This window comes from Sediminibacterium sp., assembly GCF_030695065.1.
In the GTDB taxonomy this organism is placed as follows: domain Bacteria; phylum Bacteroidota; class Bacteroidia; order Chitinophagales; family Chitinophagaceae; genus Sediminibacterium.
In genome coordinates this window covers 576,313-601,113 of sequence record NZ_JAUYTR010000011.1, presented here as the reverse complement: position 1 = coordinate 601,113, position 24,801 = coordinate 576,313, and the positions used below count along the sequence as shown (strand labels likewise).

Genomic DNA, 24,801 nt, shown 5'->3' with positions numbered 1-24,801 from the left:
AAATGAAAAAAATACTTAGTTTATTCGTTTTAGGAGCTTTCGTAACTTTTACTCAGGCTCAAGCTCAACCATCTGCAAAAGCACCAGTAAAAACTGCCGATAAAGCAAAACTACCTGTTAAGCCTGCTGCAAAGCCAGCAGCCGCTGCTGCCTTTAAGTCTGCTGCAGATAGTGCCAGTTATGCATTGGGTATTAGAATAGCCCAAAACTTAAAATCACAAGGCTTGAATCCTTTGGTGGCCGCACTATTTCAAAAAGGAATAGCTGACGGTTTTGCAAGTAAAAAGTCTGCAATTGCAGATGAGTTATTAGACTTATGCATTGGAAACTATCAGCAGAAGTTGAGTGCCGAAAAATCTACTGTTGCTAGAAATGCAGGAAAAGCTTTTCAAGCACAAATGGCTAAAAAGCCAGGTGTGGTAACATTGCCTAGTGGGTTACAGTATGAAGTAATTAAAAACGGAACTGATACGATTAAACCAACCCTTTCTAGTAAAGTAAAATGTCATTATCATGGCACCGTTATTAGCGGTGAAATATTTGATAGTTCTGTTGAAAGAGGAGAGCCAGTTACCTTCCCTTTAGGGAATGTGATTTTAGGTTGGCAGGAAGGGCTACAGTTAATGACTGTTGGAAGCAAGTGGAAGTTTTATGTCCCAGCTGATTTGGCTTATGGTGATCAACAAAAGGGTGATATAATTACACCTGGTTCTTTGCTTATTTTTGAAGTAGAGTTATTGGGGGTAGAATAGTCTTTTAACCTTGATTAACCTTTAAGAAAAGTTAGTTAACCCTTTTTTGGGTCTTAGCCGGTTAGCTTCGTACAATAAATGATTTGTATGAAGTTAATCGGTTTTTTTATGTTTGGTATATTGTTTTCAAGTGCATTAAATGCACAGCAAACTAATGCGACTATTTCAGGTGAAGTGGTTGACTCAATTGCAAGGAAGGGATTGGCATATTCAACAGTGTCAATTGTACAACAGAAAGATTCAACCCTTGTAAGTTTTGCAAGAGCAGACTCTTCAGGTAAATTCAAATTGTCGGGTTTGCCAAAGGGGAACTATTTACTATCTTTTTCTTATGTGGGATACGTGCCTGTTTGGAAGCCAATTCAAATAAAGGATGCAGAGCAGTTAAATTTGGGCCGTATCATCTTAACAGATTTAATTCATGCTGGGGATGTAACCGTTACCGCAAGAAGGCCTCCTGTCATCATCAATAATGATACTATTGAATTTAATACAGAAAATTTTAAAACACAACCCAATGCGGTTGTTGAAGATTTACTGAAAAAATTACCTGGTGTAACAGTAGACAGGGACGGTACCGTTAAAGTAAACGGGCAAAAAGTGAATCGATTTATGGTCAATGGGAAGGAGTTTTTTACTGGCGACCCCAAAATTGCCACTAAGAATTTAGATGCGGATGCTATTGATAAGGTGCAGGTATATGATCGTAAAAGTGACCAAGCTAGTTTTACCGGAATTGAAGATGGTCAAACAGAAAAAGCCATCAATTTAAAATTGAAAAAAGACAGAAATAATTCAACTTTTGGAAGGGTCACTGTTGGCGGTGGAAATAAAGACCGATATGAGGGGCAAACCAATATTAATCGCTTTAATGGCGACAAACAAATGTCAATTATTGGTATGGGTAATAATGCCAACAAACAGGGGTTTTCTATTGGGGATGTGGTGAATTTTACAGGCGAATTAGCTAGAGGTATGAGAAATGGTGTAGGTATTAATCTTCGCACAAGTAATAGTGATGACGCTGGTGGTGGGTTGCCCATTACTGGAATGGGACCAAATCAACAGGGTATTGCTCAAACATTTGCAGGGGGATTAAATTATAATAATAATTGGAACAAACGAACAGATTTAAATATCAACGGCATCTTAAGCGATGTGAATCTTCAAACGGATAGAACAATTAATCGGCGTAATTTATTGCCTGGTAATACTTTTGATTATACAGCTAATAGCAGTAATATCAACCATAATAAACAAAAAAAGATCAGTGCCATTCTAGATCAAAAAATTGATTCTTCGTCTTCCATTAGATTTACCCCCCAACTTACTATTCAAAATAATATTGCCAACTCAGCTAGTACCTATCAGTCAATTAATGACCAGCAAGTAAAATTGAATGAAGGGAGTACCAATTTAATCAGTCAATCGAATGCTGTAAATTTTAATGGAAATCTGTTATATAGAAAAAAGTTTAAAAAGAGTGGCAGAACCATTTCTTCAAATATGAGTTTGGCATATAATGATAGTAAACAAGATGGCAATTTAACCACCATCAATCGCTTTTACAATGCGGGTATTCCTTTGCCAGATTCAATTACCAAGCAAATCAATAATAGGGATGCAATAACAAATAATATTGGTGGTAATATTATCTATACAGAGGGTATTGGTTTAAAATCATTATTGGAATTCAGTACTTTTTATAATATTAGTACAGGAGAAAGTAAAAGAAATACTTTTGATTTCAATAATGGAAACGGCAAGTATGATCAAGTAAACAATCTTTTAAGCAACCATTTTAGAAGTGTGTACATATATGGCGGAGGCGGGCTAAATTTTAGATCTAATTTTAAAAAGTTGAGTTTAACCACTGGTGCAAATTTGCAGGTTGCATCATTGGAAAGTGTGAATAAAACTAATTCAAATACCATTAAGCAAACATTTACTGATGTATTGCCCATGCTCTCTGTGCAATTCAAATTAAAACCTTCTGTTAGTTTGGGAATAAATTATAATACATCAACCAATCAACCTTCTACGCAACAGTTACAACCAGTAGCAGATATCAGCGACCCACTCAATACCTATACTGGAAATCCTAACTTAAGACGTAGTTATACCCAATCATTGGCAATCAATTTCTCTTCATTTAATTTGTATACACAAAGAAATGTGTTTTCATTTCTTTCTTATTCACGAATCAATAACGCATTTGTGAATTCCGATAGGATTTTGCCAAATGGTTCAAGAATAACTATGCCAGTAAATGCAGATGGAAATTCATTCTTAGTAGGAAATTTTAATGCAGGTTTCCCTCTGAAAAAATTGAAGTCTAGGGTTGATATTGGACTAAGTGGTTCCAGCTTTAGAAATATCAGTTTTATTAATGATCAAAAAAATACCATCGATAATATTATTTTAACACCCAATATTGGTTACCAGTTTTCACTTGATACAACGCTAGAAATTCATTTAACTGCTAGAGTTAATATTAATCAAGCCAAGTATTCATTGCAACCACAGCTGAATAACCGATTTTTTCAACAAGTTTACGGCCTTGACATCACCAATTTTTTACCTAAAGGATTTGTATTAAATAATACACTTGACTATACCATTAATACAGGAAGAGCTGATGGGTTCAATACCATCGTTCCTTTTTGGAATATTTCCCTTGCAAAAAGCTTTTTAAAGTATAAAAAGGGCGAATTGAAGTTCACTGTTTTAGATGTGTTGAATAAAAACATTGGTATTAATAGAACAGCAAATCAAAACTTTATTCAGGATACCCGGTACAATGTTTTACAACGATACTTCTTATTAAGTTTTAGTTACCGATTAAACAGGTCATCTAGTGGTAATAGTCCAAATATTATTATGCGCAGTTTTTAATTTCGGCTATAGTTAGAAAAACGGCCCTTGTTTTCAAGGGCCGTTTTTTATTGTTTAGTTTCTATTCATTCTAAATCCTCCTGGCGCTTGTGAACTCATCATATCAAACATGATTTTTTGAAATTCTTGCCTACTCACTGGCTTACCCTTTTGCGGTTCTTTTAATTCTTTTTTATTAACCGTTTTCTTGACTTCTGTAGCTATAAAAGCGGTTGTGCCGTTTTCAATATCTAATTCTAAAATTAATCCAGGCAATTGGCCATAATTTTCTGGTCCAGCTGGAGTAATTATGTCGTTGGTAAACCACGCGATTATATCAATTTCTTTCATTTCTGGAGCTGATTGTTTTTTGGTAGTATCGCTGTTGGTATTGACCGGTCCTCCAAATGTTCTAATAACGGATCTTTGTGCTTGTTTGACTTTTCTGGTTGCTTTGTAACATTTGAACCCAAGAATATTTTTTGTTTCCTCTGTCATTTTCCAAGGTTCTGATTTCAATGTATCAAGTATTAGATATGTTTTCCCCCCAAAATCTGAGGATTGTATACCTTTTGATTGTGCAAAATTTTTGTATAAGTCACCGCCATCTGCCCCGCCGCCTACATTGACGAATACAGTTCCGCCACCTCTAGATGAAAATGGATCTGGAGCTTCAGTTTCAGGTATCATTCGATAAATTGATATACTGTCACTAAATAGTAATTGGTGCCTGCTTGTTCTAAATTCAGGCATCATTGCTTTCATTTGTTCATTTTGAATTGTTTTGTGGAGGTTGACTTTTTTTTCATAAATAATTGTGCCTTCTTTTTGTTGCGCCCATAACGTTGAGCAGCTGAGCAGCATAGCTGCTGTTATCCATTTTTTCATATTACTTGTTTTAGAAATCAAAACTATTTCATGCTGTGTTAAACTGCCTTTCACTAAGGTTAATTAAGGTTAATATGGAACTTAGTGGTTCTTTTCAGGTTTATATTTGTATAGGCTATGAATAAATTGACTATTTCAAGACTGGTAATGATCAGCGCCATTGCTGTAATAGTAGCATTTCAATGTTATTGGATAAATCTGATTTTTCAAGAAGAAAAAGAAAGAACCTTAAAGCAAACAGATTTACTTTTTAAGGAATTGGTTTATACCATGCAAGTCAATCGATTTAAAGCTGATACGCTTTTTTTAAATGCTGGGAAAGGCAATAATTTATTTGCATTAGAAGCTGCAAATGCATTATTAAAGGAACGAGATAGTATAAAGCCAAACATCTTTCGCGATAGTGTTTTTGTAAATACAATGACGGGTGTACTTCGCGACTCATCAATCAAAAAAACTTCCATTACACAAAATCAACAAACTGATTCTAAAAAAATAAGTTTGTTTTTGGATACCCTCTTGCCTAAGCCTTCTTCAATCGTTAGTATTAGGGTCCATCCTAATAAGCCTACAGTAGCAATTCGTACAAATGATAGCTTAACAAATATTCGTCAGTGGTTGCATAAAAAAAATAGAGACTCAATTGGAGTTAAGCCCATAATGTCAGATTCATTTCTGCTACATCAATCGATTAACTTAACAAAAAAGCCTTCAAAAGAAGATAAAAAACCACAGTTAATTCGGATATCAAAGAGTGTATCAGACATAACAACCAACCGTTCTATTATCAGTCTATTTTCTAGAAGTATTGCTGTGTCTGATTCGCTTTCCATTAAAGACTTAGATTCTGCATATGCTGCCAATCTAAACAAGTCGGGTATTGATTTGACATTTACTATCAAGACGGGTCTATTTGATTCATTACATCTTAAAGACACCGTTCCATCAATTTTTTATAAAACAAGTATTGCTACAGTGGGTTTCACTCAGCCCAAGTGGTTTCAAGCAAAATTTAATAACCCTACTCCATTTTTGTTACTTCAAATTTTGCCTCAGGCTTTTCTCTCTTTACTGTTAATTGCATTCATATCAATAGCTTTTATTTTTTTATATAGAAATCTATTGGCGCAACAAAAATTGGCCATTTTTAAAAATGAGTTTATTAGTAATATTACTCATGAGCTCAAAACGCCTATTGCTACTGTAAATGTTGCAATTGAAGCTTTGAGAAATTTTAATGCTTTACAAAATCCTGATAGAACAAAAGAATACTTAGAAATTTCATCTGCTGAAATTCAGCGGTTGAGTTTATTGGTAGATAAAGTACTAAAGTTGTCAATGTTTGAATCAGATAAAATAGTCCTCAATAAAGAATGGTTTAATCTCAAGCAGTTATTAGAAGATATTCTTGATAGTATTAAAATTCAATTTGATCAAAAGAATGCATTAATCGAATTCAATTCCTCTTTAAGAGAAGTATTTATTAATGCAGATAAATTGCATATATCAAGTGTCATATATAATTTATTGGACAACGCTTTGAAATACAGTGGTAAAAACACTGTTGTGAAAATACACTTAACAATGCTTTCTGATAATTTTGTTGAATTACGCATTAATGATAATGGCATTGGTATTGCCAAACAATTTCAAGACAAAATTTTTGATAAATTCTTCCGTGTGCCAACAGGAGATGTTCACAATATTAAAGGATATGGATTGGGGTTGAGTTATGTAAATCATATTATTCGACAACATAATGGTTCAATATCTGTACAAAGCGAACTTGGAAAAGGAAGTGAGTTTGTTGTACAATTACCAGTATCCACAACTGAAAACAAACCGATTAATATTAATCCATCTTAGTTTATTATGGCAATCAAAATTCTATATGTTGAAGATGAGTTGTTCTTAGGAAAAATAGTATTAGAGTCATTACAACAAAGAGGGTTTGAGGTTTTAATGGAAACCGATGGTGCTAGAGTCATCAATCAATTTCAACAATTCTTACCCGATATATGCTTGTTAGATATCATGATTCCCAATATAAATGGTTTTGAGTTGGCTACTGCCATAAGGAGTATACAGGAAGATATGCCCATTATTTTTTTAACCGCTAAAACCCAAACAGAGGATGTTGTAAAGGGGTTTAACTTGGGCGGGAACGATTATATACGAAAGCCCTTTAGTATGGAAGAGTTGATTGTTCGAATTAATAACGTTTTGCGAATTCCCAAAACAACTGTTCTTAAGGGGTTAGAAGAGGAAGTAATAATTGGTCAATTTAGGTTCCATGCACACAAACAAATGTTAATTCTAGGAAAAGATATTAGGAAATTATCGTACAGAGAATCTGAGTTGTTGAAGTATTTTTACCTTAATGCCAATGAACTCATTCAACGAAGAGATTTATTGAACCATATTTGGGGGAATGATTCATTCTTTAATAGCAGAAATTTGGATGTGTATATCACCAAATTAAGAGGATATTTAAAAGAAGATCCCAATCTTCAAATTATTACCATAAAAGGCGTTGGCTACCGGTTTGTTGCCGACTAAAAAAGCCTGAACTTCCCTACCTTTGCCATTCTAATGAATGGAATATGAACGAAAAATTTGTTGCCAGAATTGCCAGTGAGTTGGCTGAAATTGAATCTGCTGGTTTATTCAAAAAGGAAAGAGTTATTACCAGTGAACAAGGGCCTGAAATTGTAGTGAATGGTAAAAAAGTATTGAACTTTTGTGCCAACAACTATTTAGGTCTTTCTTCTCATCCAGACGTAATTAAAGCTGCACATAAAGCCATTGATACCCATGGATATGGTATGAGCAGTGTTCGATTCATTTGCGGTACACAAGACATTCATAAAGAATTAGAAAAAAAATTGGCTGATTTTCTGGGAACAGAAGACACCATTTTATATGCAGCTGCATTTGATGCCAACGGAGGTGTTTTTGAACCCTTGTTTGGTGAAGAAGATGCCATTATTAGTGATGCTTTGAATCATGCTTCTATTATTGATGGGGTTCGTTTGTGTAAAGCGCAACGTTTTAGATACGAGCACAATAATATGGAAGACTTAGAAGCAAAGCTGAAAGAGTCTGCCAATTGTAGAAGTAGAATTATTGTAACAGATGGTTCATTTAGCATGGATGGTACCATTGCGCAATTAGATAAAATTTGTGATTTAGCCGATCAATACGATGCCATTGTAATGATTGATGAGTGTCACTCTTCTGGATTCTTAGGAAAAACGGGAAGAGGAACCCATGAATACCGCGGGGTAATGGGCAGGATTGATATTATTACCGGCACTTTGGGTAAAGCCCTAGGCGGCGCAAGTGGTGGATTTACTTCTGGCCGAAAAGAGATTATTGAAATGTTGCGTCAGAGAAGTCGTCCTTACCTTTTCTCTAACACGGTTGCACCTAGTATTGTGGGTGCATCTATAGCAGTATTAGATATGCTTACATCTGCTACTACATTAAGAGATCAACTAGAATATAATACGAACTATTTTAGAACAAAAATGACCGAAGCTGGTTTTGATATAAAACCAGGTGACCATCCTATTGTTCCTATTATGTTATATGATGCCGTAATTGCTCAAAATTTTGCTGCCAAATTGTTGGATGAGGGTGTTTATGTAATTGGATTCTTTTATCCAGTTGTAGCGAAGGGGTTGGCAAGAATTCGGGTACAATTGAGTGCCGCTCATGAACAAGCACATTTAGATAAAGCCATAGCAGCGTTTACCAAAGTAGGTAAGGAATTGGGGGTGATTAAATAAAAAAAGAGTATGAAAAAATTATTATTGATAGTAAGTATTGGGTTCTTTTTTGCAGCTTGTTCTCCCAACAATGTTAAAGAGGATGAAGCGTTAGGAAAATACTTTGATTCGGCGGCTGTAAAAGGGACATTTGCCTTATTTGATAATGGCACTGGGGATTTTACTATTTATAACTTAAGTAGATACAAAGATTCTGCCTATTCTCCAGCTTCAACTTTTAAAGTGGTTCACTCACTAATTGCTTTGGAGACGGGTGTAGTATCTGATGAAAAAATGACTATTCCATTGGATTCTGCAGTAACCATGGAGACTGCTTTTAAAAATTCTATTGTTCCTTATTACCAAGAAGTAGCCAGAAGAATTGGAAAAGACACTATGCAATTCTGGTTAGATAGTTTGCAATATGGCAATCATACTATTGGTAAATCAATCGACAGCTTTTGGTTAAATAATACCATCAAGTTAACGCCCGATGAACAATTGGGTATTATGAAACGCTTGTTTTTTAATCAATTGCCTTTTCAAAAGAGAACACACGAGATTGTAAAGCGAATGATGTTACGAGATTCGAATGCCAATTATCAGCTAAGTTATAAAACCGGGTTAACTTATAAAGAAAACGGAAATCAATTGGGATGGGTGGTAGGTTGGATTGAAGAGAACAAACACCCTTATTTTTTTGTATTGAATGTGGAAGGTCCGGCAAATATTCCTATGGTTGACATTAGGATTTCTTTGCTCAAAAAAATATTGAGCAACCAAGGATTTTTTGAAGGTAAAAGATAATCCCCATAAAGCACTTTATGCAACTATACTGTAATTCTTTAACACAACTGAGTAGATTAAAAACGCGTGAAGTAAAAATTGGCGATTTACGTTTAGGCAATGGTAATCCAATTAGGGTTCAAACCATGACTACTACTGATACCATGGATACCATGGCAACTGTAGAACAAACCATTCGTTGTATTGAAGCAGGTGCCGAATTGGTAAGAATTACTGCTCCCTCTAAGAAGGAAGCAGAGAACCTCCAGCATATTAAAGACGAGTTACGTAAACGCGGCTACACTACTCCCCTTGTGGCCGATATTCATTTTACTCCCAATGCTGCTGAAATTGCTGCTAGAATAGTAGAGAAAGTAAGGGTGAATCCAGGCAATTATGTAGACAAGAAAAAGTTTGAACAAATTGATTATACCGATGCTGAATACTTAGAAGAAATTGAACGTATTCGGGAACGATTTACTCCATTGGTATTAATTTGTAAAGAGCACGGAACGGCAATGCGTATTGGTACCAATCATGGATCCTTAAGTGATCGAATCATGAGTAGGTATGGTGATACGCCCATTGGTATGGTGGAGAGTGCGATGGAGTTTTTGCGTATTGCTCGTTCAGAAGACTACCACAATATCATTTTGAGTATGAAAGCTAGCAACCCTCAAGTGATGGTGCAGGCTTATCGCTTATTGATTCAGCAAATGGAAGCGGAGTTTGGTGAATGTTATCCTTTACATTTAGGGGTAACGGAAGCGGGAGACGGAGAAGATGGTAGGGTTAAAAGTGCTGCAGGGATTGGCACTTTATTAGAAGATGGAATTGGAGATACTGTTCGCGTAAGTTTAACAGAAGATCCTGAATTAGAAATTCCTGTTTGTAAAGATTTAATTAAACGATACAGTGTTGAAAGCCGTGCAGGTGTTACATATGGGCTTGTTCCTGCAATTACTAAAGTACCTTACGATCCATTTAATTACAGTAGAAGAAAATCATTTGCAGTAAGCAATATTGGCGGAACCCAAGTACCGGTTGTGATTGCAGACTTTAGTAAGGTTACACAAATTACTCCTTCTCATTTAGAAGCAATTGGATATAAATATGATGCTGCAACAGATAAGTGGGCCATTGGGGATGCTGCTGCTGATTATATTTTTACTGGAAATCAGTTGCTTGATTTTGCATTGCCTGGCACTTTAAAAGTGATTGTATATCCTGCTACTTATGCCGAATGCGCTGATAAATACAGCTACTTCCCCATATTTGACAGGTCGGGTTATGTTCAAACAAATACAAAAAGCGATACCATCAATTTTGTAATGGTTGATTGCTATAACGATGCTACAGCCGTTAACGACTATACTTTTTTAGAAGAATTTGCCAATGATAATACCGTAGTGCTTTGCTTAAGTAGTACCAATACTAATGCAATGCAGTCTATCAGAAGAATGGTGATGGAATTAATGAATTTACAAGTACAGAATCCTGTAGTAATCATTACCGATAGTAATTGGCAAACGGCTGATGAACATTTAATTCATTATGCAACCGAATGCGGCTCTTTATTATTAGATGGAATGGGAGATGGCATCTGTTTGGGAATGACTTCTAATAGCTATCAAACAATGAATACAGGTGCAGTAGATACTAGTGGAAGAAACTACTTGAGTAATACTTCCGTTGAGCAGTTCATTAACTCTTCTGCTTTCAGTATTTTACAAGCTACCAGAACAAGAATTTCTAAAACTGAATATATCAGCTGCCCAAGTTGCGGCAGAACATTGTTTGATTTGCAAGAAACCACTGCTAAAATTAGAAATGTAACCAATCATTTGAAGGGCGTTAAAATTGCGATCATGGGATGTATTGTTAATGGTCCTGGTGAAATGGCAGATGCAGATTTTGGGTATGTAGGTAGTGGTGTGGGTAAAATTACTTTGTATAAGGGGAAGGATATCATGAAAAGAAATATTGATAGTGAAATTGCGGTATCCGAATTAATTAATCTATTGAAAGAACATGGTGCTTGGATAGAGCCAGCCTAATTCAATTTAAATTTTTGTATGCATCAATCAGACTTTTTAGTAATTGGATCTGGCATTGCAGGATTAACTTATGCACTAAAAGTTGCAAAGCAATTTCCTGATAAAAAAATTATCCTAATTACTAAAACGCAGGCCGATGAAACCAATACCAAATATGCACAAGGCGGTATTGCAGGGGTATGGGATGAAAGTAGAGATAGTTTTAGCAAGCATATTGAAGATACTTTAATAGCAGGTGATGGGCTTTGTAATGAATCGATAGTAGAGATAGTGGTGAAAGAAGGTCCTGAAAGAATAAAAGAGATTATTGATTATGGGGCTGCTTTTGATAAAGAAGAATCAGGCATTTATAGTTTAGGGAAAGAAGGGGGGCATAGTGAGAACAGAATATTGCATCACAAAGACGTAACTGGAATGGAAATGGAGAGAGCATTGCTGTCTCAGTTAAATAGCTTACCAAATATCCAATTATTGAACCATTGCTTTGTGGTTGATTTACTTACGCAGCATCATTTAGGCTATCTGGTTACCAAATCTACTTTAGATATCACTTGCTACGGGGTTTATGTATTGAATTTGCAATCCAATCAAATAGAAAAAATAGTTTCTAAAATTGTTTTGCTGGCTTCGGGGGGTTGTGGTCAAGCATATAGAACTACAACAAATCCAAAAATTGCAACAGGAGATGGCATTGCTATGGTATATAGGGCAAAGGGTAAAATTGAAAATATGGAGTTTATTCAATTTCATCCAACTGCTTTATATGAACCTGGTGTTTCTCCTTCCTTCTTAATTACAGAAGCGGTAAGAGGGGATGGGGGTATCTTACGTAATAAAGCAGGTGAAGCTTTCATGGAGCGTTACGATCATAGAAAAGATTTGGCTCCCCGCGATATTGTTGCTCGTGCAATTGATAACGAAATGAAGCGGACAGGTACAGAACATGTTTATTTGGATTGTAGGCATATGGGCAAAGAAAAGTTCATTCATCACTTTCCAAATATTTACCAAAAATGTTTATCAATTGGAATTGATGTAATGCAACAAATGATTCCAGTGGCTCCTGCTGCTCATTATAGTTGTGGTGGAATTAAAACAGATGAATGGGGTAGAACATCTATCCGAAATTTATATGCATGTGGAGAATGTGCTAGCACAGGATTACATGGCGCAAACCGATTAGCCAGTAATAGTTTGTTGGAAGCAATGGTATTTGCTCATAGGTGTTATATTGATACATGCAAACAAATTGATCAGTTGGCCTTAATTGAAAAATTGCCAGATTGGAATGCTTTAGGAACAGCAGAGCCCAGAGAAATGATTTTGATTACCCAAAGCTTGAAAGAATTGCAACAAATTATGAGTGATTATGTGGGTATTGTAAGAACCGATGTAAGATTGAGTAGGGCAATGAAAAGATTGGATTTATTGTTTGAAGAAACTGAGCAACTGTATCGTTCTACCAAGGTTTCACCTCAGCTTTGTGAATTGCGTAATTTAATTACAGTGGGTTACCTTATTGTTAAAGGGGCGCAGTTTAGAAAAGAAAGCAGAGGGCTTCACTATAATACCGATCACCAAGAAAAGAGTCTTATTTTACAGAACATTATTCTTTAAAGCCCCCAAGGCCATGTACTTTATTATTTATCCTTTGTTTTATTTATTGTCGCTATTGCCTTGGCGTGTAATGTATTTTATTGCAGATGGATTATATGTTTTGGTGTTTTATTTGTTTGGATATAGAAAAAAAGTGGTGCTGAATAATTTATTGATTGCCTTTCCAGATAAATCAGAAAAAGAGCGCATTAGAATAGCCAAAGACTTTTACCACAACTTTATTGATACCATTGTGGAAACAATCAAGATGATTTCAATCAGCACAAAAGAAGCAGATAAGCGATTGGTTGGAAACATTGAAGTATTAAACGATTTATACAGCTCAGGAAAAAATGTTCAATTATTGGCAGGCCATTTTTTTAATTGGGAGTTTTTAAACCACTGGATTCCTAGACATAGCTTGTATCCATTTGTTGGGGTTTATCAACCGTTGTCTAATAAAGTAATGGACAAAATAATTTATGATATGCGTGCTAAAAATGGCACCATACTTATACCTACCAAGCATTTTAAAAATCAATTCAGAAGTTATGTGAAAGACCGGTATGCTTTAGGACTTGCTGCCGATCAGAATCCACCCAGCGACCTGAAAGCCCATTGGGTACCATTTTTCAACCGACTGACTCCATTTATATTAGGTCCTGAAAAAGGAGCAAAATTGAATGATACCCATGTGGTATTCTGTCATTTTTATAAAGTGAGAAGAGGTTATTATGAAATTAAATTTGAATTAATTAGTTCTGATCCACTTGCCTATAAAGATGGGGAACTAACAAAGTTATATGCTGCCAAAGTAGAACAAGCAGTTAAATTAAAACCAGCCAATTACCTCTGGAGTCATCGCAGATGGAAATGGAGTTTTGATCCTTCCAAACACGCTGCACTCGAGATTAAATAAACCTAGTTTAAAGCTGCAGCTTCTTTTTCAAATTCAAATTTCTCAGGCAAACCTTTTATTGCTTCAATTCCACCCACCACATTTCGAATATTGTGTATACCCTGTCTTTTAATCATTGAGGCAGCAATTACACTTCTGTACCCGCTTGCACAATGAATATAAATATTGTGGTGGTCGTCTAAGTTGGCCATACTACCCGGATCAGTTAGTTGATCTAAAGGAATGTTGATGGCTTCTTTTACATGTTCGTTGGCATATTCGGTTTCTCTTCTAACATCTACAATCACTAAGTTTTCATCAAATGGAAGATCCATAGCTAACTCATCTGCTTCTACATCAATAATCATATCAATGTTTTCTCCTGCAGTTTGCCAAGTTTCAAATCCACCTGATAAATACCCTTCTATTTTCTCGAATCCTACTCTTGTTAACCGAATAATCGATTCTTTTTCTGCGCCTAATTCGGTAACTAATACAATGGGTTGTGTAAATGGCAATAAAGTGCCCGCCCATTCTGCAAATCGACCATTCAATCCAATATTAATGGCACTAGGAACAAACCCCTGCATAAAAAGATCTGGATGTCTGGTATCTAAAATGATGGTGTTGTCTGCCAACTTTTCTTTAAAATCCTTTACCGTTAAAGGCTGCATGCTTTTGGCTAAAATACTGTCTAAACTGGTGTACCCTTCTTTATTAATTTGGGCATTAATGGGGAAGTAAGCGGGTGGAGCATTTAATCCGTCGGTAACTGCTTTAATAAATGCTTCTTTAGATTCAGCCTGCAAAGCATAATTACTTGCTTTTTGAACACCAATCGTGCTAAACGAATCTGCGCCTAAATTTTTACCGCAACTACTTCCTGCTCCATGTGCGGGGTACACCACTACATCATCTGCAAGGGGCATTATTTTATCTTGCAAACTAACATAAAGCATACCAGCCAAATCATTCATGCTCAATTCATTGCTTTTCTGGGCTAAGTCGGGTCGGCCCACATCACCCACAAATAAAGTATCACCGGTGAAAATGGCTGTATTTTTTCCTGCTTCATCTTTTAATAAGTAGCAACTACTTTCTAAGGTATGTCCTGGTGTATGCAATACCTGAATAGAAATATTTCCTAGTGTAAATATTTCCAGATCTTTTGCAACATGCACAGGGTATTTCGTTACGGTACTAGGCCCATAAACAATTGTAGCGCCTGTAGCAGCTGCTAAATCTAAATGTCCACTCACAAAATCTGCATGAAAATGTGTTTCAAAAATATACTGGATCTTGGCATTGCGCTCTTTGGCTAAAGCTAAGTAAGCATCAACATCCCTTATTGGATCTATAACAGCGGCAATACCATTACTTTCAATATAGTACGCAGCTTCGCTGATACATCCAGTGTATAATTGTTTTATAAACATGCAATGATTTTGCGGCAAAGGTAATTAATCTACCAATGCTTTCACAAAACCAACCACATCGTTTAAGCGAGTGTAATTAACGGAGTAATAAATGAATTTCCCTTCTCGTGTGGTACTCACAATACCGGCTCGTCGTAAAATGGCCAGGTGCTGGGAAGCTACGGATTGTTCTAAACGAAGTTTTACATAAAGCTCTGTAACAGTCATCTTTTGATGCTCATCTAATAGTTTGATGATTTGCTGTCGAAGCTTGTGGTTAATGGACCGAAGGATCAAAGATGCCTTCTTTGCCTGAAGGAAATCTACCTTCACAGGCTCTGCGCCATTGGTTAATAGGATTGATTGAATGGTTGCGTTCATGTCAAGTAATATTGGGGGTATTAAGACTTATGCAAAGTTAGCTTTTTTGTAATGCATACAATGTAGTTATTCTTCTATGTTTTTTGTCAATGTTTATTGTGGTCTTGTAGGTTGATAAAATTCCTTTAAATATAGCGGTTCTGCATAGGCCAAATTGGCAAAATTTTTGGCTTTAAATTGGGCTTCTGAAATAATAACCATATGATTAACAGTGTGTTGTGTAAAATCAATACTATAGTTGATTGGTAGGGTAAATTGCTCAATCTTCTTGGAGCCATCTCCACAAAAAATTACTTTAGAATGACAATTTAGCCCCTCAAAAAAGGCATCATCTAGCACCAAAGCATGTGAATTTTCTAACTCTAATAGCTGAAGGCTGTACTTTCCTGCAAAAACTTCCATCCTTCTAGCGTCTATCATTGGATACAAAACGGCATCTTTTTCTTGATCAGACTCGGCAATATTTGCCAATGCAGCATTGGCAATAACAGCAAGTGTGTTAACCATTATGAGTGGTTTATTTAATGCATAACATATACCTTTTGCAGAAGCCAACCCTACTCTTATGCCTGTGTAACTACCAGGGCCACCAGTAACAGCTACCGCATCAATATCTTTTAAATTACAACCAGCTTCTTTCATGATGGATTCAATAGCAGGTTGTAAAAAAGCAGCATGGTCTTTTTGGTGTTGATGAGATTGACTTACCAAGAGGGTATTATCCCTGCTTAAACAAACCCCTGCATACCCTGTTGCTGTATCAATATTTAATATTAAAGCCATGTATTAGTTGTTTTGGAATGCAGGTGCTAAACTGTAACGTTCATTTGTTTTTGCCAAACTTTGCAAAAGTGTTGAAACCCTTTTAAATCCAATTAATTCACACCATTCAAAAGGGCCATAAGGATAATTAGTCCCTAATTTCATGGCAGTATTAATTTCTTCTTTTGTACTTACATTTTCTGCTAGAGCAAAATAGGCTTCATTTATAATCATTGATACTACTCTAGGTCCAATCAAACCCAATTCGTCTGCAGATACGATAGTTGTAATTCCTACAGCCGTTAATAGTTCTTTAGCTTTGATTACTGCTTCTTCATTACCTGCAATTTCTAGAGTTGGTTGAGACAAAAATCCATCCCATCCATTAAAACGAACAAAATTCTTGGGCAGCATTTCAGATGGAGTACATACTGCATTCACTAAAACAATTCTATTTTGAACAGTGGAGAAGCACGGTCCTTCTTCTTCAAAACATGCGTCAATATAGATATCACCAAAAGGAATTGCTTCATTGGTAGATTCATACCTAACAATGCTATTATTACCATTAATTAATTTGTTGGCTAAAATGGGGTATTGATGGTCTGTTGCTCTTATAATAATTTGCATAAATGGGCTTGGGATGCAAATTTAGGTTGGCAGGTTGATTAAAAAGCAGCAATTTGCTGTATCAAAAGAAATCTATGTCTAAACAAGTAGTAAAAACTGTGAATGCACCTTCTCCTATAGGGCCCTATAATCAAGCAATTAAAGCCAATGGCTTTGTTTTTTTAAGCGGTCAAGTTGCTTTTGATCCTGCAAGTGGTGCGCTGGTACAAGACAATATTGCTGCGGAAACACACCAGGTGATGAAAAATATTGAAGCGGTTTTAAAAGAAGCAAAACTGTCTTTTGAACATGTGGTAAAAACAACTATTTTCTTAAGTGATATGGCTTTATTTGCTGAAGTAAATGAAGTGTATGGCACTTATTTTAATGGAGACTACCCCGCAAGAGAAACCGTTGCTGTAAAGGGATTACCTCGTGGTGTTAATGTTGAAATTTCTATGACTGCTGTAGTAGATTTATAGTTGGGTTAACTGGTAACTCGTTTTGAATTGGTATTGTTTATTGGGTAATAACATTAATAATCCTATACCATTATTAAAATTATCTGGTGCTCCAGATAAGTTCTCAATTGCAATACTATTTCTATGCTCAGGGGTATAAACTTGTAATATTGGATAGTGTTGATCGGGTACTACTTCCAACTGTAAATGGTCATTACTCAGTATACATTTCCCATTTGGAGCCAACTCAAAAGAATTGTCTAAGAATACGTTTTCGAGGGTATTTTTTTGCACAAAACGAGCATCTTTTATTTTTTTCCCGGTGGGGATTAAAGCCGCATCAAATTCCAGTTGGGTATCGGCATCAAATTGCAGTTGGTATTGATCTACTGTTCCTCCTAAAGTAAAATAAGGGTGCCATCCATCCGCATAAGGTATTGGGCCCTCATTATGATGATTTATTGAAGTTGTAACCGATAAATAATTGTTGGCCCTTAGCTCCCATTGTAAATGAATGGTATATTCAAATGGATAACCAGGGTCATTTTTTTGATAATGATGGGTCATAGAAATGGCAGCAGTATCTTCGGATTGGGTTATACTGTCTATTTCATAAACGGCATCGTATATTAATCCGTGTAATGCGTGATTGCCTAAATAGTTTTTTCGAATTGTGTATGATTGCCCATTGTAATTATATTTTCCATTTTGAAGCCTACAGACAAACGGACTTATTTTTGCACTTTTGAATGCATTAGTAATTTTTTCTTCTGCTTGTTTAACTGATTCAAACCCATCAATACAATTGAAAAGGGTTCCGTTCAATGGAATATGGAACGCATTCAATAAACCTCCAAAAGCAAAAATTTCAGCCATGCAACCTGTTTGGCTGTCTATTAAATGTATAACTGGGTAGGCTTCTTGCTGGTTTATAGTTACTTTGAATCGCATAAAAATCCTTTAAATGTCAAGATAATGCAAAAGCCCGTTTTTTTGACCAAATAAAAAACTAACGGTTGTTCACCCCTTGCATTTATACAGTATTTTTGCCCGAGTTTAAAAAATAGGATATGGCGTTTTCATTAAAGAATAAAGTTAGAATAGTAACTGCTGCTAGTTTGTTTGATGGGCATGATGCTGCAATTAATATTATGCGCAGAATCTTACAGTCTAAAGGGGCAGAAATAATTCATTTAGGCCACAATAGAAGCGTTGCTGAAATTGTGGAGTGCGCCATTGAAGAAGACGTTCAAGGTATTGCCATTACCAGTTACCAGGGCGGTCATGTAGAATTTTTTAAATACATGAAAGATTTACTAGATCAGAATGGTTGCGGACATATTAAAATTTTTGGTGGCGGTGGGGGAACCATCTTACCCGAAGAAATAAGAGAATTACATCAGCACGGTATTACTAGAATTTATAGTCCAGACGATGGACGTACAATGGGATTAGAAGGAATGATTGAAGATGTGTTGGTGCAATGTGATTTTGAATTGAATTCGAATGCGAATACACAAAAGCCTTTGAATTTAGGAGAGGTTAAAGAAATCAGAACCGTTGCTAGAAAAATAACTTTAGTTGAAAATGGGTTATTAGATGGTTCAGCAGAAGTAACTGTATTAGATACTGAATCAGTACCCGTTTTAGGAATTACCGGAACGGGCGGTGCTGGTAAAAGTTCGGTAACCGATGAAATTGTTAGAAGGTATTTAAATAACTATACCGATAAAACAATTGCTGTTATTTCGGTTGATCCTTCAAAGAAAAAAACAGGTGGAGCATTATTGGGTGATCGTATAAGAATGAATGCGATTGCTCATAATAGAGCCTACATGCGAAGTTTAGCCACCAGAGATGACAATACTGCTTTGAGTGCACATGTGCAAGAAGCCATTAATATTTGTAAAGTGGCAGGATTTGATATGATTATTTTAGAGTCTGCAGGTGTGGGGCAGAGTGATGCATCTATTTTAGATTTTTGCGATGTTAGTTTATATGTAATGACACCTGAATACGGTGCTGCGTCTCAGTTGGAGAAAATAAATATGCTCGACTTTGCCGATTTAATTTGCATCAACAAATTTGACAAGGCTGGAGCGTTAGATGCTTTGCATGATGTTCGCAAACAATACAAGCGCAACCATGAGTTGTGGAATGAAGCAGATGAAAATTTACCAGTAGTAGGAACCATTGCGGCGCAGTTTAATGATACAGGTATTAATCAGTTGTTTGGTAAAATAATGAATACCATCCAAGAAAAAACGGGTGTTTATTTTTCAGCGATTACTGCAATACAAGCTGGTTTGAATGAAACAACTACCAGAGCTCAAATTATACCACCTAAAAGAGTTCGTTATTTGGCTGAAATTGCAGACGCCAACAGAAATTACAACGAATGGACCAATGAGCAGTGTTTAATTGCGTCGAAGTGGTATCAACTGAATGGGGCCATTCAATCTTTGCCAGTAAATAGTGCTGCAAAGCAGGAGTTAGAAAATATTGCTGCATCATTTGAAACATCGCTTCACCAGGATTGTAAGAAAATGATTCAGCAATGGCCTGAATTAGTTAAAAAATACCAAGCAGATTTTTTTGAATACACAGTAAGAAATAAAACGATAAGACAACCTCTTACCACACAATCTTTAAGTGGAACCAGAATTTCAAAAGTCATTTTGCCTCGTTACAAAGATTGGGGTGATATTTTAAGATGGCAATTACAAGAAAATATTCCTGGTGAGTTTCCTTATACTGCTGGGGTATTCGAATTAAAAAGACAGGGAGAAGATCCTACCAGAATGTTTGCTGGTGAAGGTGGTCCGGAAAGAACCAATAAGCGGTTTCATTATGTTTCATTGGGTCAACCTGCCATCCGTTTATCTACTGCATTTGATAGTGTAACACTTTATGGGGAAGATCCAGATCCTCGCCCTGATATTTATGGAAAAGTAGGCAATAGCGGGGTGAGTATTGCCACTGTTGATGACGCCAAGAAATTATACAGTGGATTTGATTTGTGTGATCCTAAAACATCGGTAAGTATGACCATCAATGGTCCTGCGCCCATTATACTTGCATTTTTTATGAATGCAGCTATAGATCAATTATGTGAAAAATGGATTACAGCCAATGATAAATGGGCAGAAGTGAATGCCATCATTGAGAAAAAATTTAGTAAGACGCCTAGACCAGTTTATTATAATCCATCTTCACCTGAAAGACTACCTGAAGGAAATAATGGATTGGGTATTGGATTGTTGGGAGTTAGTGGAGACGAGGTTTTACCTGCCGATATTTATGCTCAATTAAAAGCGGAAGCACTTTCACAAGTGAGAGGAACCGTGCAAGCCGATATTTTAAAAGAAGACCAAGCACAAAATACTTGTATATTCTCAACAGAGTTTGCATTGAAGTTAATGGGCGATGTTCAGTCTTATTTTATAGATCAAAAAGTGCGCAATTTTTATAGTGTGAGCATTAGTGGTTATCATATTGCCGAGGCGGGTGCTAATCCTATTACCCAGTTGGCATTTACCCTAGCCAATGGGTTTACTTTTGTTGAGTATTATTTAAGTAGAGGAATGCATATTGATGATTTTGCCCCAAATTTATCTTTCTTCTTTAGCAACGGGATGGATCCAGAATACAGTGTGATTGGTAGAGTTGCTAGAAAAATCTGGGCAAAAGCGATGAAGCAAAAATACAAAGGCAATGATCGTTCCCAAAAACTGAAGTACCATATTCAAACCAGCGGTAGAAGCCTACACGCGCAAGAGATTGACTTCAATGATATCAGAACCACTTTGCAGGCCTTGTATGCCATTTATGACAATTGTAATAGTCTTCATACCAATGCATATGATGAAGCCATTACAACACCAACCGAAGAAAGTGTAAGAAGAGCAATGGCTATTCAATTAATTATCAATAGAGAACTGGGAACTGCCAATACCGAAAATTTTATTCAAGGAAGTTTTGCTATTGAAGAACTAACCGACTTAGTTGAGGAAGCAGTGCTATCAGAATTTGAAAGAATTTCTGAACGTGGAGGAGTTTTAGGTGCTATGGAAAGAATGTACCAACGCAATAAAATTCAAGAAGAGAGCTTGTATTATGAAACCAAAAAGCATACGGGCGAATTACCGTTGATTGGGGTGAATACTTTTTTAAACAAAAAAGGAAGTCCTACCATTTTACCTGGCGAAGTAATCCGAAGTACCACCGAAGAAAAAGAACAGCAGATTCAGAACTTACAATCATTTAAATTACGCAATCAATTGAAGAGCCAAGAAGCTTTATTGCAATTACAAAAAGCTGCAATAAACAATGATAATCTCTTTGCCGAATTAATGGAAACAGTAAAGTATTGCTCTTTAGGGCAAATTACCAACGCGCTTTATGCAGTAGGTGGTCAGTATAGAAGAAATATGTAAATTCAATTATGAAAACAGCTTTTTTACTTTTTGTAAGCATTATGACGGTTTTAGGTACTGGTGTTTATGGCCAGGCAAGGAAAATTGATACCATTATGAAATTGGGAAATATTGGTTTCAAGCTGGTATGTAGTAATAAGAATGAAGACAAAAATTTTGTCACGGTTAGTCCTATTGGATTTGGTAGTGGGGCAAGAGATGTGAGCTTTGAAGTTAAAGGCAGAATTAGAAAAGCGGAAGTAGACGATTTGAACAACGACTTTTATCCTGATATGGTTATTTATATTTATGCGAATGACCCCAACGACAAAGGAACGGTAATTGGAATTTCTTCAATTAATAATGAAACGCTTGCTGGTATTGGTTTCCCAGATATAGTTGATGATCCAAAATTAAGAACTGGGTATAAAGGTTTTGATACTTTTATGCTAATGGAAGGCACGTTAATGCGCAGGTTTCCTGTTTATACAGCAGACTCTGTAGGTGCCCAAAGAACCGGAATGTATAGGCAAATTCAATATAAAGTAGCGCCAGGGGATAGGGGAATGCTGAGCTTTAAGCCAGTTAGGAGCTATGAGTTTGCAAAACAATAATTTATTTCTTCTTATTAATTTATCGTAAACTGTTATTTGCTGTTTAACAGAATGCTACCTTTAGTTTCCTTAATTATATTGTATGTATAGGAAATTGATTGCAGCTATTCTATTACTTGTTTCAGCGTATGCCAATGCTCAAACAGTTCAACAACTACTTGCTAAGAAAGTATTATTACCCAATGGATGGGCATTAACCCCCATTGGAAAAAGTTTCCCTTTAGGTGACTTGCCACTTAATATGGTGCTCAGTAAGTCTAAACAATTAATGGCTGTTACCAATAATGGTCAGGGAACGCAAAGCATTCAATTAATTAATCCAATTACCGAAAAAATACTTGATACAAAAATTATTGAGCGGAGTTGGTACGGGCTTGTGTTTAGTGCCGATGAAAAAAAACTGTATGCATCGGGTGGCCACAACAACCGAATAGAAATCTTTTCAATTGACAACAATAAGCTAACACTTACCGATTCAATTGTTTTAGGAAAAAAATGGCCCAATAAAATTAGTCCTGCTGGAATTGCTATTGATGATGAGCAGCAATTATTGTACGTGGTAACCAGAGAAGACAATCAATTGTATATAATTGATATTAAGTCTAAAAAAACAATATTTAAACAAGCATTGGGCGGAGAAGCGTATGCTTGTGTGTTGTCTCCTAATAAAAAGCAACTCTATATAAGTTGTTGGGGTTGCGATAAAGTATATTTATTTAATACTATTGAAAGAAAAATCTCAGTTGAAATACCTGTGGGCGATAATCCCAATGAATTGTTATTAAATAATAAAGGAACCGTTTTATATGTAGCCAATGCCAATGATAATTCAGTTTCTGTAATTAATACCAAGGAAGAAAAAGTAGTTGAAGTGTTAAACGTAGCCCTTTATCCTGATGCACCCAATGGTTCAACCACCAATGGGCTGGCGTTGTCTGCCGACGAAAAAACCCTTTTTGTTGCAAATGCAGATAACAATTGTTTAGCTGTGTATGATGTGAGTAAACCTATCCAAAGTAAAAGCAAAGGATTTATTCCAGTTGGATGGTACCCTACTAATGTAAAGGTAGTGGGCAACAAAATATTTGTTTCTAATGGAAAAGGCTTTTCTTCTAAAGCCAATGTATATGGCCCTAATCCTTTTGCCAATAAACAAATTGTGATGCACCACGAAGGTGATCCGAATAAGCCCAAAGGAGTTGAATACATTGGTGGATTGTTTATGGGAACTATGAGTATAATTAATATGCCTACTCCAAAACAAATGAGTGTTTACTCTCAAGTGGTATATCAAAACACCCCATATAATAAAGTAAAAGAAAAAATAGTACAGGGTGAAGCGGGTAATCCAATTCCTAGGAGAGTAGGAGATAAAAGCCCTATTAAGTATGTATTCTATGTAATTAAAGAAAATAGAACTTACGATCAAGTATTGGGTGATATGAAAGAAGGCAATGGTGATCCTCGTCTTACCTTATTTGGTGAAAACATTACACCCAATCAACATGCTTTGGCTAGAAACTTTGTTTTGTTAGATAATTTTTATGTTGATGGAGAAGTAAGTATGGATGGGCACAACTGGACCATGGGGGCATATGCTACTGATTTTTTAGAAAAGAGCTGGGTAAGTAGTTATGGTGGAAGAGGGGGAAGTTATGATGGAGAAGGCAATAGAAAAGTAGCCAATAATAAAGGAGGATTTTTTTGGGATCATGCAAAAAAAGCAGGTGTAAGTTTTAGAAGTTATGGCGAATTCGTAGACAACTACAAAGCCAATATTCCTGTATTAGAAGGTAATTTCTGTAAATATTTTACTGGTTATAATAATTCAGTAATGGATACTACACGCTTTTATCAATGGAAAAGAGATTTTGATTCTTTACTTGCAATCAATAAAGTGCCTCAGTTTAATTCTGTTCGTTTTTCAAATGACCATACAGAGGGTTTGAAATTAGGCAGACCAACTCCATACGCACATGTGGCCGACAATGATTACGCTGTTGGTTTGTTTGTTGAGTACTTAAGCAAAAGCCCTATATGGAAAGAGACCGCCATATTTATTGTAGAAGATGATGCGCAAAATGGAGCAGACCATGTTGATGCACATAGAAGTATTGCATTTGTAGCTGGTGGATTTGTAAAAAGAGGTTATATAGATCATACCATGTATTCAACTTCTTCCGCACTAAGAACCATGGAATTGATTCTTGGAATTCCACCAATGAGTCAATACGATGCTGCTGCAACACCTATGTGGCGTTGCTTTACCTCAACACCTAATACAAGTCCATTTACGGCATTGATGCCTAATATGAACTTAAAAGACAAGAATACTGCTAAAAACGAATGGCAGCGTAGATCTGAATTATTCAATTTAGCCAAAGAAGATGCAGTACCAGATTTGGAGTTTAATAAAGTTTTATGGCATGGTTTAAAAGGTGACCATATTCCTTTCCCTGGTCCTAAAAGAGCTGCTTTTTATAAGCCAATTGAAAAAGCAGATAAAGACTAGTCAACAATTTA

Annotated in this window: 19 protein-coding genes; 13 read left to right on the top strand and 6 right to left on the bottom strand. The window is 36.0% G+C overall.

Annotation, left to right across the window (positions count from 1 at the left end; genetic code table 11):
* Positions 1–2: 2 nt before the first annotated feature.
* Positions 3–752, top strand: coding sequence for an FKBP-type peptidyl-prolyl cis-trans isomerase (locus Q8S25_RS06505; RefSeq protein WP_305535978.1), 750 nt, complete (start codon positions 3–5; stop codon positions 750–752).
* A gap of 87 nt (positions 753–839) precedes the next feature.
* Positions 840–3,647, top strand: coding sequence for an outer membrane beta-barrel protein (locus Q8S25_RS06500; RefSeq protein ID WP_305535976.1), 2,808 nt, complete (start codon positions 840–842; stop codon positions 3,645–3,647).
* A 54-nt stretch (positions 3,648–3,701) separates the two neighbouring features.
* On the opposite strand, the gene Q8S25_RS06495 is transcribed toward Q8S25_RS06500, so the two are convergent.
* Positions 3,702–4,514, bottom strand: coding sequence for a GLPGLI family protein (locus Q8S25_RS06495; RefSeq protein ID WP_305535974.1), 813 nt, complete (start codon positions 4,512–4,514; stop codon positions 3,702–3,704).
* 117 nt (positions 4,515–4,631) lie between these two features.
* Between Q8S25_RS06495 and Q8S25_RS06490 the strand changes: the two genes are divergently transcribed.
* From Q8S25_RS06490 to Q8S25_RS06460, 7 genes are read left to right on the top strand one after another with little or no spacing between them, the layout of a single operon-like run.
* On the top strand, positions 4,632–6,380 hold the full coding sequence (locus Q8S25_RS06490; RefSeq protein WP_305535972.1) for a cell wall metabolism sensor histidine kinase WalK: 1,749 nt from the start codon (positions 4,632–4,634) through the stop codon (positions 6,378–6,380).
* 6 nt (positions 6,381–6,386) lie between these two features.
* Entirely contained in the window at positions 6,387–7,073 is a 687-nt protein-coding gene (locus tag Q8S25_RS06485; protein ID WP_305535970.1) for a response regulator transcription factor, read from the top strand.
* A gap of 44 nt (positions 7,074–7,117) precedes the next feature.
* Positions 7,118–8,305 carry a glycine C-acetyltransferase gene (kbl, locus tag Q8S25_RS06480; protein ID WP_305535968.1) on the top strand — a complete coding sequence of 396 codons (1,188 nt, stop codon included), beginning with the start codon at positions 7,118–7,120 and terminating at the stop codon, positions 8,303–8,305.
* 9 nt (positions 8,306–8,314) lie between these two features.
* Positions 8,315–9,091, top strand: coding sequence for a penicillin-binding transpeptidase domain-containing protein (locus Q8S25_RS06475; protein WP_305535966.1), 777 nt, complete (start codon positions 8,315–8,317; stop codon positions 9,089–9,091).
* Between the two features lie 17 nt (positions 9,092–9,108).
* Complete coding sequence (ispG, locus tag Q8S25_RS06470) at positions 9,109–11,127, top strand: (E)-4-hydroxy-3-methylbut-2-enyl-diphosphate synthase (protein WP_305535964.1); 2,019 nt, start codon at positions 9,109–9,111, stop codon at positions 11,125–11,127.
* An 18-nt stretch (positions 11,128–11,145) separates the two neighbouring features.
* Complete coding sequence (gene nadB / locus Q8S25_RS06465) at positions 11,146–12,744, top strand: L-aspartate oxidase (RefSeq protein WP_305535962.1); 1,599 nt, start codon at positions 11,146–11,148, stop codon at positions 12,742–12,744.
* A gap of 13 nt (positions 12,745–12,757) precedes the next feature.
* Positions 12,758–13,642 carry a lysophospholipid acyltransferase family protein gene (locus Q8S25_RS06460; protein ID WP_305535960.1) on the top strand — a complete coding sequence of 295 codons (885 nt, stop codon included), beginning with the start codon at positions 12,758–12,760 and terminating at the stop codon, positions 13,640–13,642.
* Positions 13,643–13,644: 2 nt separating this feature from the next.
* Here Q8S25_RS06460 and Q8S25_RS06455 read toward each other — a convergent pair whose 3' ends face one another.
* The 4 genes from Q8S25_RS06455 to Q8S25_RS06440 form a co-directional block, all read right to left on the bottom strand.
* Complete coding sequence (locus tag Q8S25_RS06455; RefSeq protein WP_305535958.1) at positions 13,645–15,057, bottom strand: rhodanese-like domain-containing protein; 1,413 nt, start codon at positions 15,055–15,057, stop codon at positions 13,645–13,647.
* Positions 15,058–15,081: 24 nt separating this feature from the next.
* A complete protein-coding gene (locus Q8S25_RS06450; RefSeq protein WP_295191905.1) occupies positions 15,082–15,417 on the bottom strand; it encodes a helix-turn-helix transcriptional regulator in 336 nt (111 codons plus the stop codon).
* A gap of 93 nt (positions 15,418–15,510) precedes the next feature.
* Positions 15,511–16,200 carry a tRNA (adenosine(37)-N6)-threonylcarbamoyltransferase complex dimerization subunit type 1 TsaB gene (gene tsaB, locus Q8S25_RS06445; protein WP_305535955.1) on the bottom strand — a complete coding sequence of 230 codons (690 nt, stop codon included), beginning with the start codon at positions 16,198–16,200 and terminating at the stop codon, positions 15,511–15,513.
* A gap of 3 nt (positions 16,201–16,203) precedes the next feature.
* Complete coding sequence (locus tag Q8S25_RS06440; RefSeq protein ID WP_305535953.1) at positions 16,204–16,809, bottom strand: 3-hydroxyacyl-CoA dehydrogenase family protein; 606 nt, start codon at positions 16,807–16,809, stop codon at positions 16,204–16,206.
* A gap of 74 nt (positions 16,810–16,883) precedes the next feature.
* Between Q8S25_RS06440 and Q8S25_RS06435 the strand changes: the two genes are divergently transcribed.
* Positions 16,884–17,270, top strand: coding sequence for a RidA family protein (locus Q8S25_RS06435; protein WP_305535951.1), 387 nt, complete (start codon positions 16,884–16,886; stop codon positions 17,268–17,270).
* On the opposite strand, the gene Q8S25_RS06430 is transcribed toward Q8S25_RS06435, so the two are convergent.
* The gene (locus tag Q8S25_RS06430) at positions 17,265–18,200 is read right to left on the bottom strand and encodes an aldose 1-epimerase (RefSeq protein ID WP_305535949.1); all 936 of its coding nucleotides are present in this window, start codon (positions 18,198–18,200) and stop codon (positions 17,265–17,267) included. The two genes, Q8S25_RS06435 and Q8S25_RS06430, sit on opposite strands and share 6 nt — an antisense overlap.
* 119 nt (positions 18,201–18,319) lie before the next feature.
* Between Q8S25_RS06430 and Q8S25_RS06425 the strand changes: the two genes are divergently transcribed.
* From Q8S25_RS06425 to Q8S25_RS06415, 3 genes are all read left to right on the top strand, one after another.
* On the top strand, positions 18,320–21,685 hold the full coding sequence (locus Q8S25_RS06425; protein ID WP_305535947.1) for a methylmalonyl-CoA mutase family protein: 3,366 nt from the start codon (positions 18,320–18,322) through the stop codon (positions 21,683–21,685).
* Positions 21,686–21,693: 8 nt separating this feature from the next.
* The gene (locus Q8S25_RS06420) at positions 21,694–22,278 is read left to right on the top strand and encodes a hypothetical protein (RefSeq protein WP_305535945.1); all 585 of its coding nucleotides are present in this window, start codon (positions 21,694–21,696) and stop codon (positions 22,276–22,278) included.
* A gap of 82 nt (positions 22,279–22,360) precedes the next feature.
* On the top strand, positions 22,361–24,790 hold the full coding sequence (locus Q8S25_RS06415; protein WP_305535943.1) for a bifunctional YncE family protein/alkaline phosphatase family protein: 2,430 nt from the start codon (positions 22,361–22,363) through the stop codon (positions 24,788–24,790).
* The last annotated feature ends 11 nt before the right edge of the window (positions 24,791–24,801 follow it).

What these genes read in the sequence shown, in the direction of transcription:
- Q8S25_RS06490 (WP_305535972.1), top strand. Translation starts at nt 4,632, where the DNA reads ATGAATAAATTGACTATTTCAAGACTGGTAATGATCAGCGCCATTGCT.
- Q8S25_RS06495 (WP_305535974.1), bottom strand. Translation starts at nt 4,514, where the DNA reads ATGAAAAAATGGATAACAGCAGCTATGCTGCTCAGCTGCTCAACGTTA.
- Q8S25_RS06430 (WP_305535949.1), bottom strand. Translation starts at nt 18,200, where the DNA reads ATGCGATTCAAAGTAACTATAAACCAGCAAGAAGCCTACCCAGTTATA.
- tsaB (WP_305535955.1), bottom strand. Translation starts at nt 16,200, where the DNA reads ATGGCTTTAATATTAAATATTGATACAGCAACAGGGTATGCAGGGGTT.
- Q8S25_RS06455 (WP_305535958.1), bottom strand. Translation starts at nt 15,057, where the DNA reads ATGTTTATAAAACAATTATACACTGGATGTATCAGCGAAGCTGCGTAC.
- Q8S25_RS06415 (WP_305535943.1), top strand. Translation starts at nt 22,361, where the DNA reads ATGTATAGGAAATTGATTGCAGCTATTCTATTACTTGTTTCAGCGTAT.
- Q8S25_RS06460 (WP_305535960.1), top strand. Translation starts at nt 12,758, where the DNA reads ATGTACTTTATTATTTATCCTTTGTTTTATTTATTGTCGCTATTGCCT.
- Q8S25_RS06450 (WP_295191905.1), bottom strand. Translation starts at nt 15,417, where the DNA reads ATGAACGCAACCATTCAATCAATCCTATTAACCAATGGCGCAGAGCCT.
- Q8S25_RS06425 (WP_305535947.1), top strand. Translation starts at nt 18,320, where the DNA reads ATGGCGTTTTCATTAAAGAATAAAGTTAGAATAGTAACTGCTGCTAGT.
- ispG (WP_305535964.1), top strand. Translation starts at nt 9,109, where the DNA reads ATGCAACTATACTGTAATTCTTTAACACAACTGAGTAGATTAAAAACG.
- Q8S25_RS06485 (WP_305535970.1), top strand. Translation starts at nt 6,387, where the DNA reads ATGGCAATCAAAATTCTATATGTTGAAGATGAGTTGTTCTTAGGAAAA.
- Q8S25_RS06420 (WP_305535945.1), top strand. Translation starts at nt 21,694, where the DNA reads ATGAAAACAGCTTTTTTACTTTTTGTAAGCATTATGACGGTTTTAGGT.
- kbl (WP_305535968.1), top strand. Translation starts at nt 7,118, where the DNA reads ATGAACGAAAAATTTGTTGCCAGAATTGCCAGTGAGTTGGCTGAAATT.
- nadB (WP_305535962.1), top strand. Translation starts at nt 11,146, where the DNA reads ATGCATCAATCAGACTTTTTAGTAATTGGATCTGGCATTGCAGGATTA.
- Q8S25_RS06435 (WP_305535951.1), top strand. Translation starts at nt 16,884, where the DNA reads ATGTCTAAACAAGTAGTAAAAACTGTGAATGCACCTTCTCCTATAGGG.
- Q8S25_RS06500 (WP_305535976.1), top strand. Translation starts at nt 840, where the DNA reads ATGAAGTTAATCGGTTTTTTTATGTTTGGTATATTGTTTTCAAGTGCA.
- Q8S25_RS06475 (WP_305535966.1), top strand. Translation starts at nt 8,315, where the DNA reads ATGAAAAAATTATTATTGATAGTAAGTATTGGGTTCTTTTTTGCAGCT.
- Q8S25_RS06505 (WP_305535978.1), top strand. Translation starts at nt 3, where the DNA reads ATGAAAAAAATACTTAGTTTATTCGTTTTAGGAGCTTTCGTAACTTTT.
- Q8S25_RS06440 (WP_305535953.1), bottom strand. Translation starts at nt 16,809, where the DNA reads ATGCAAATTATTATAAGAGCAACAGACCATCAATACCCCATTTTAGCC.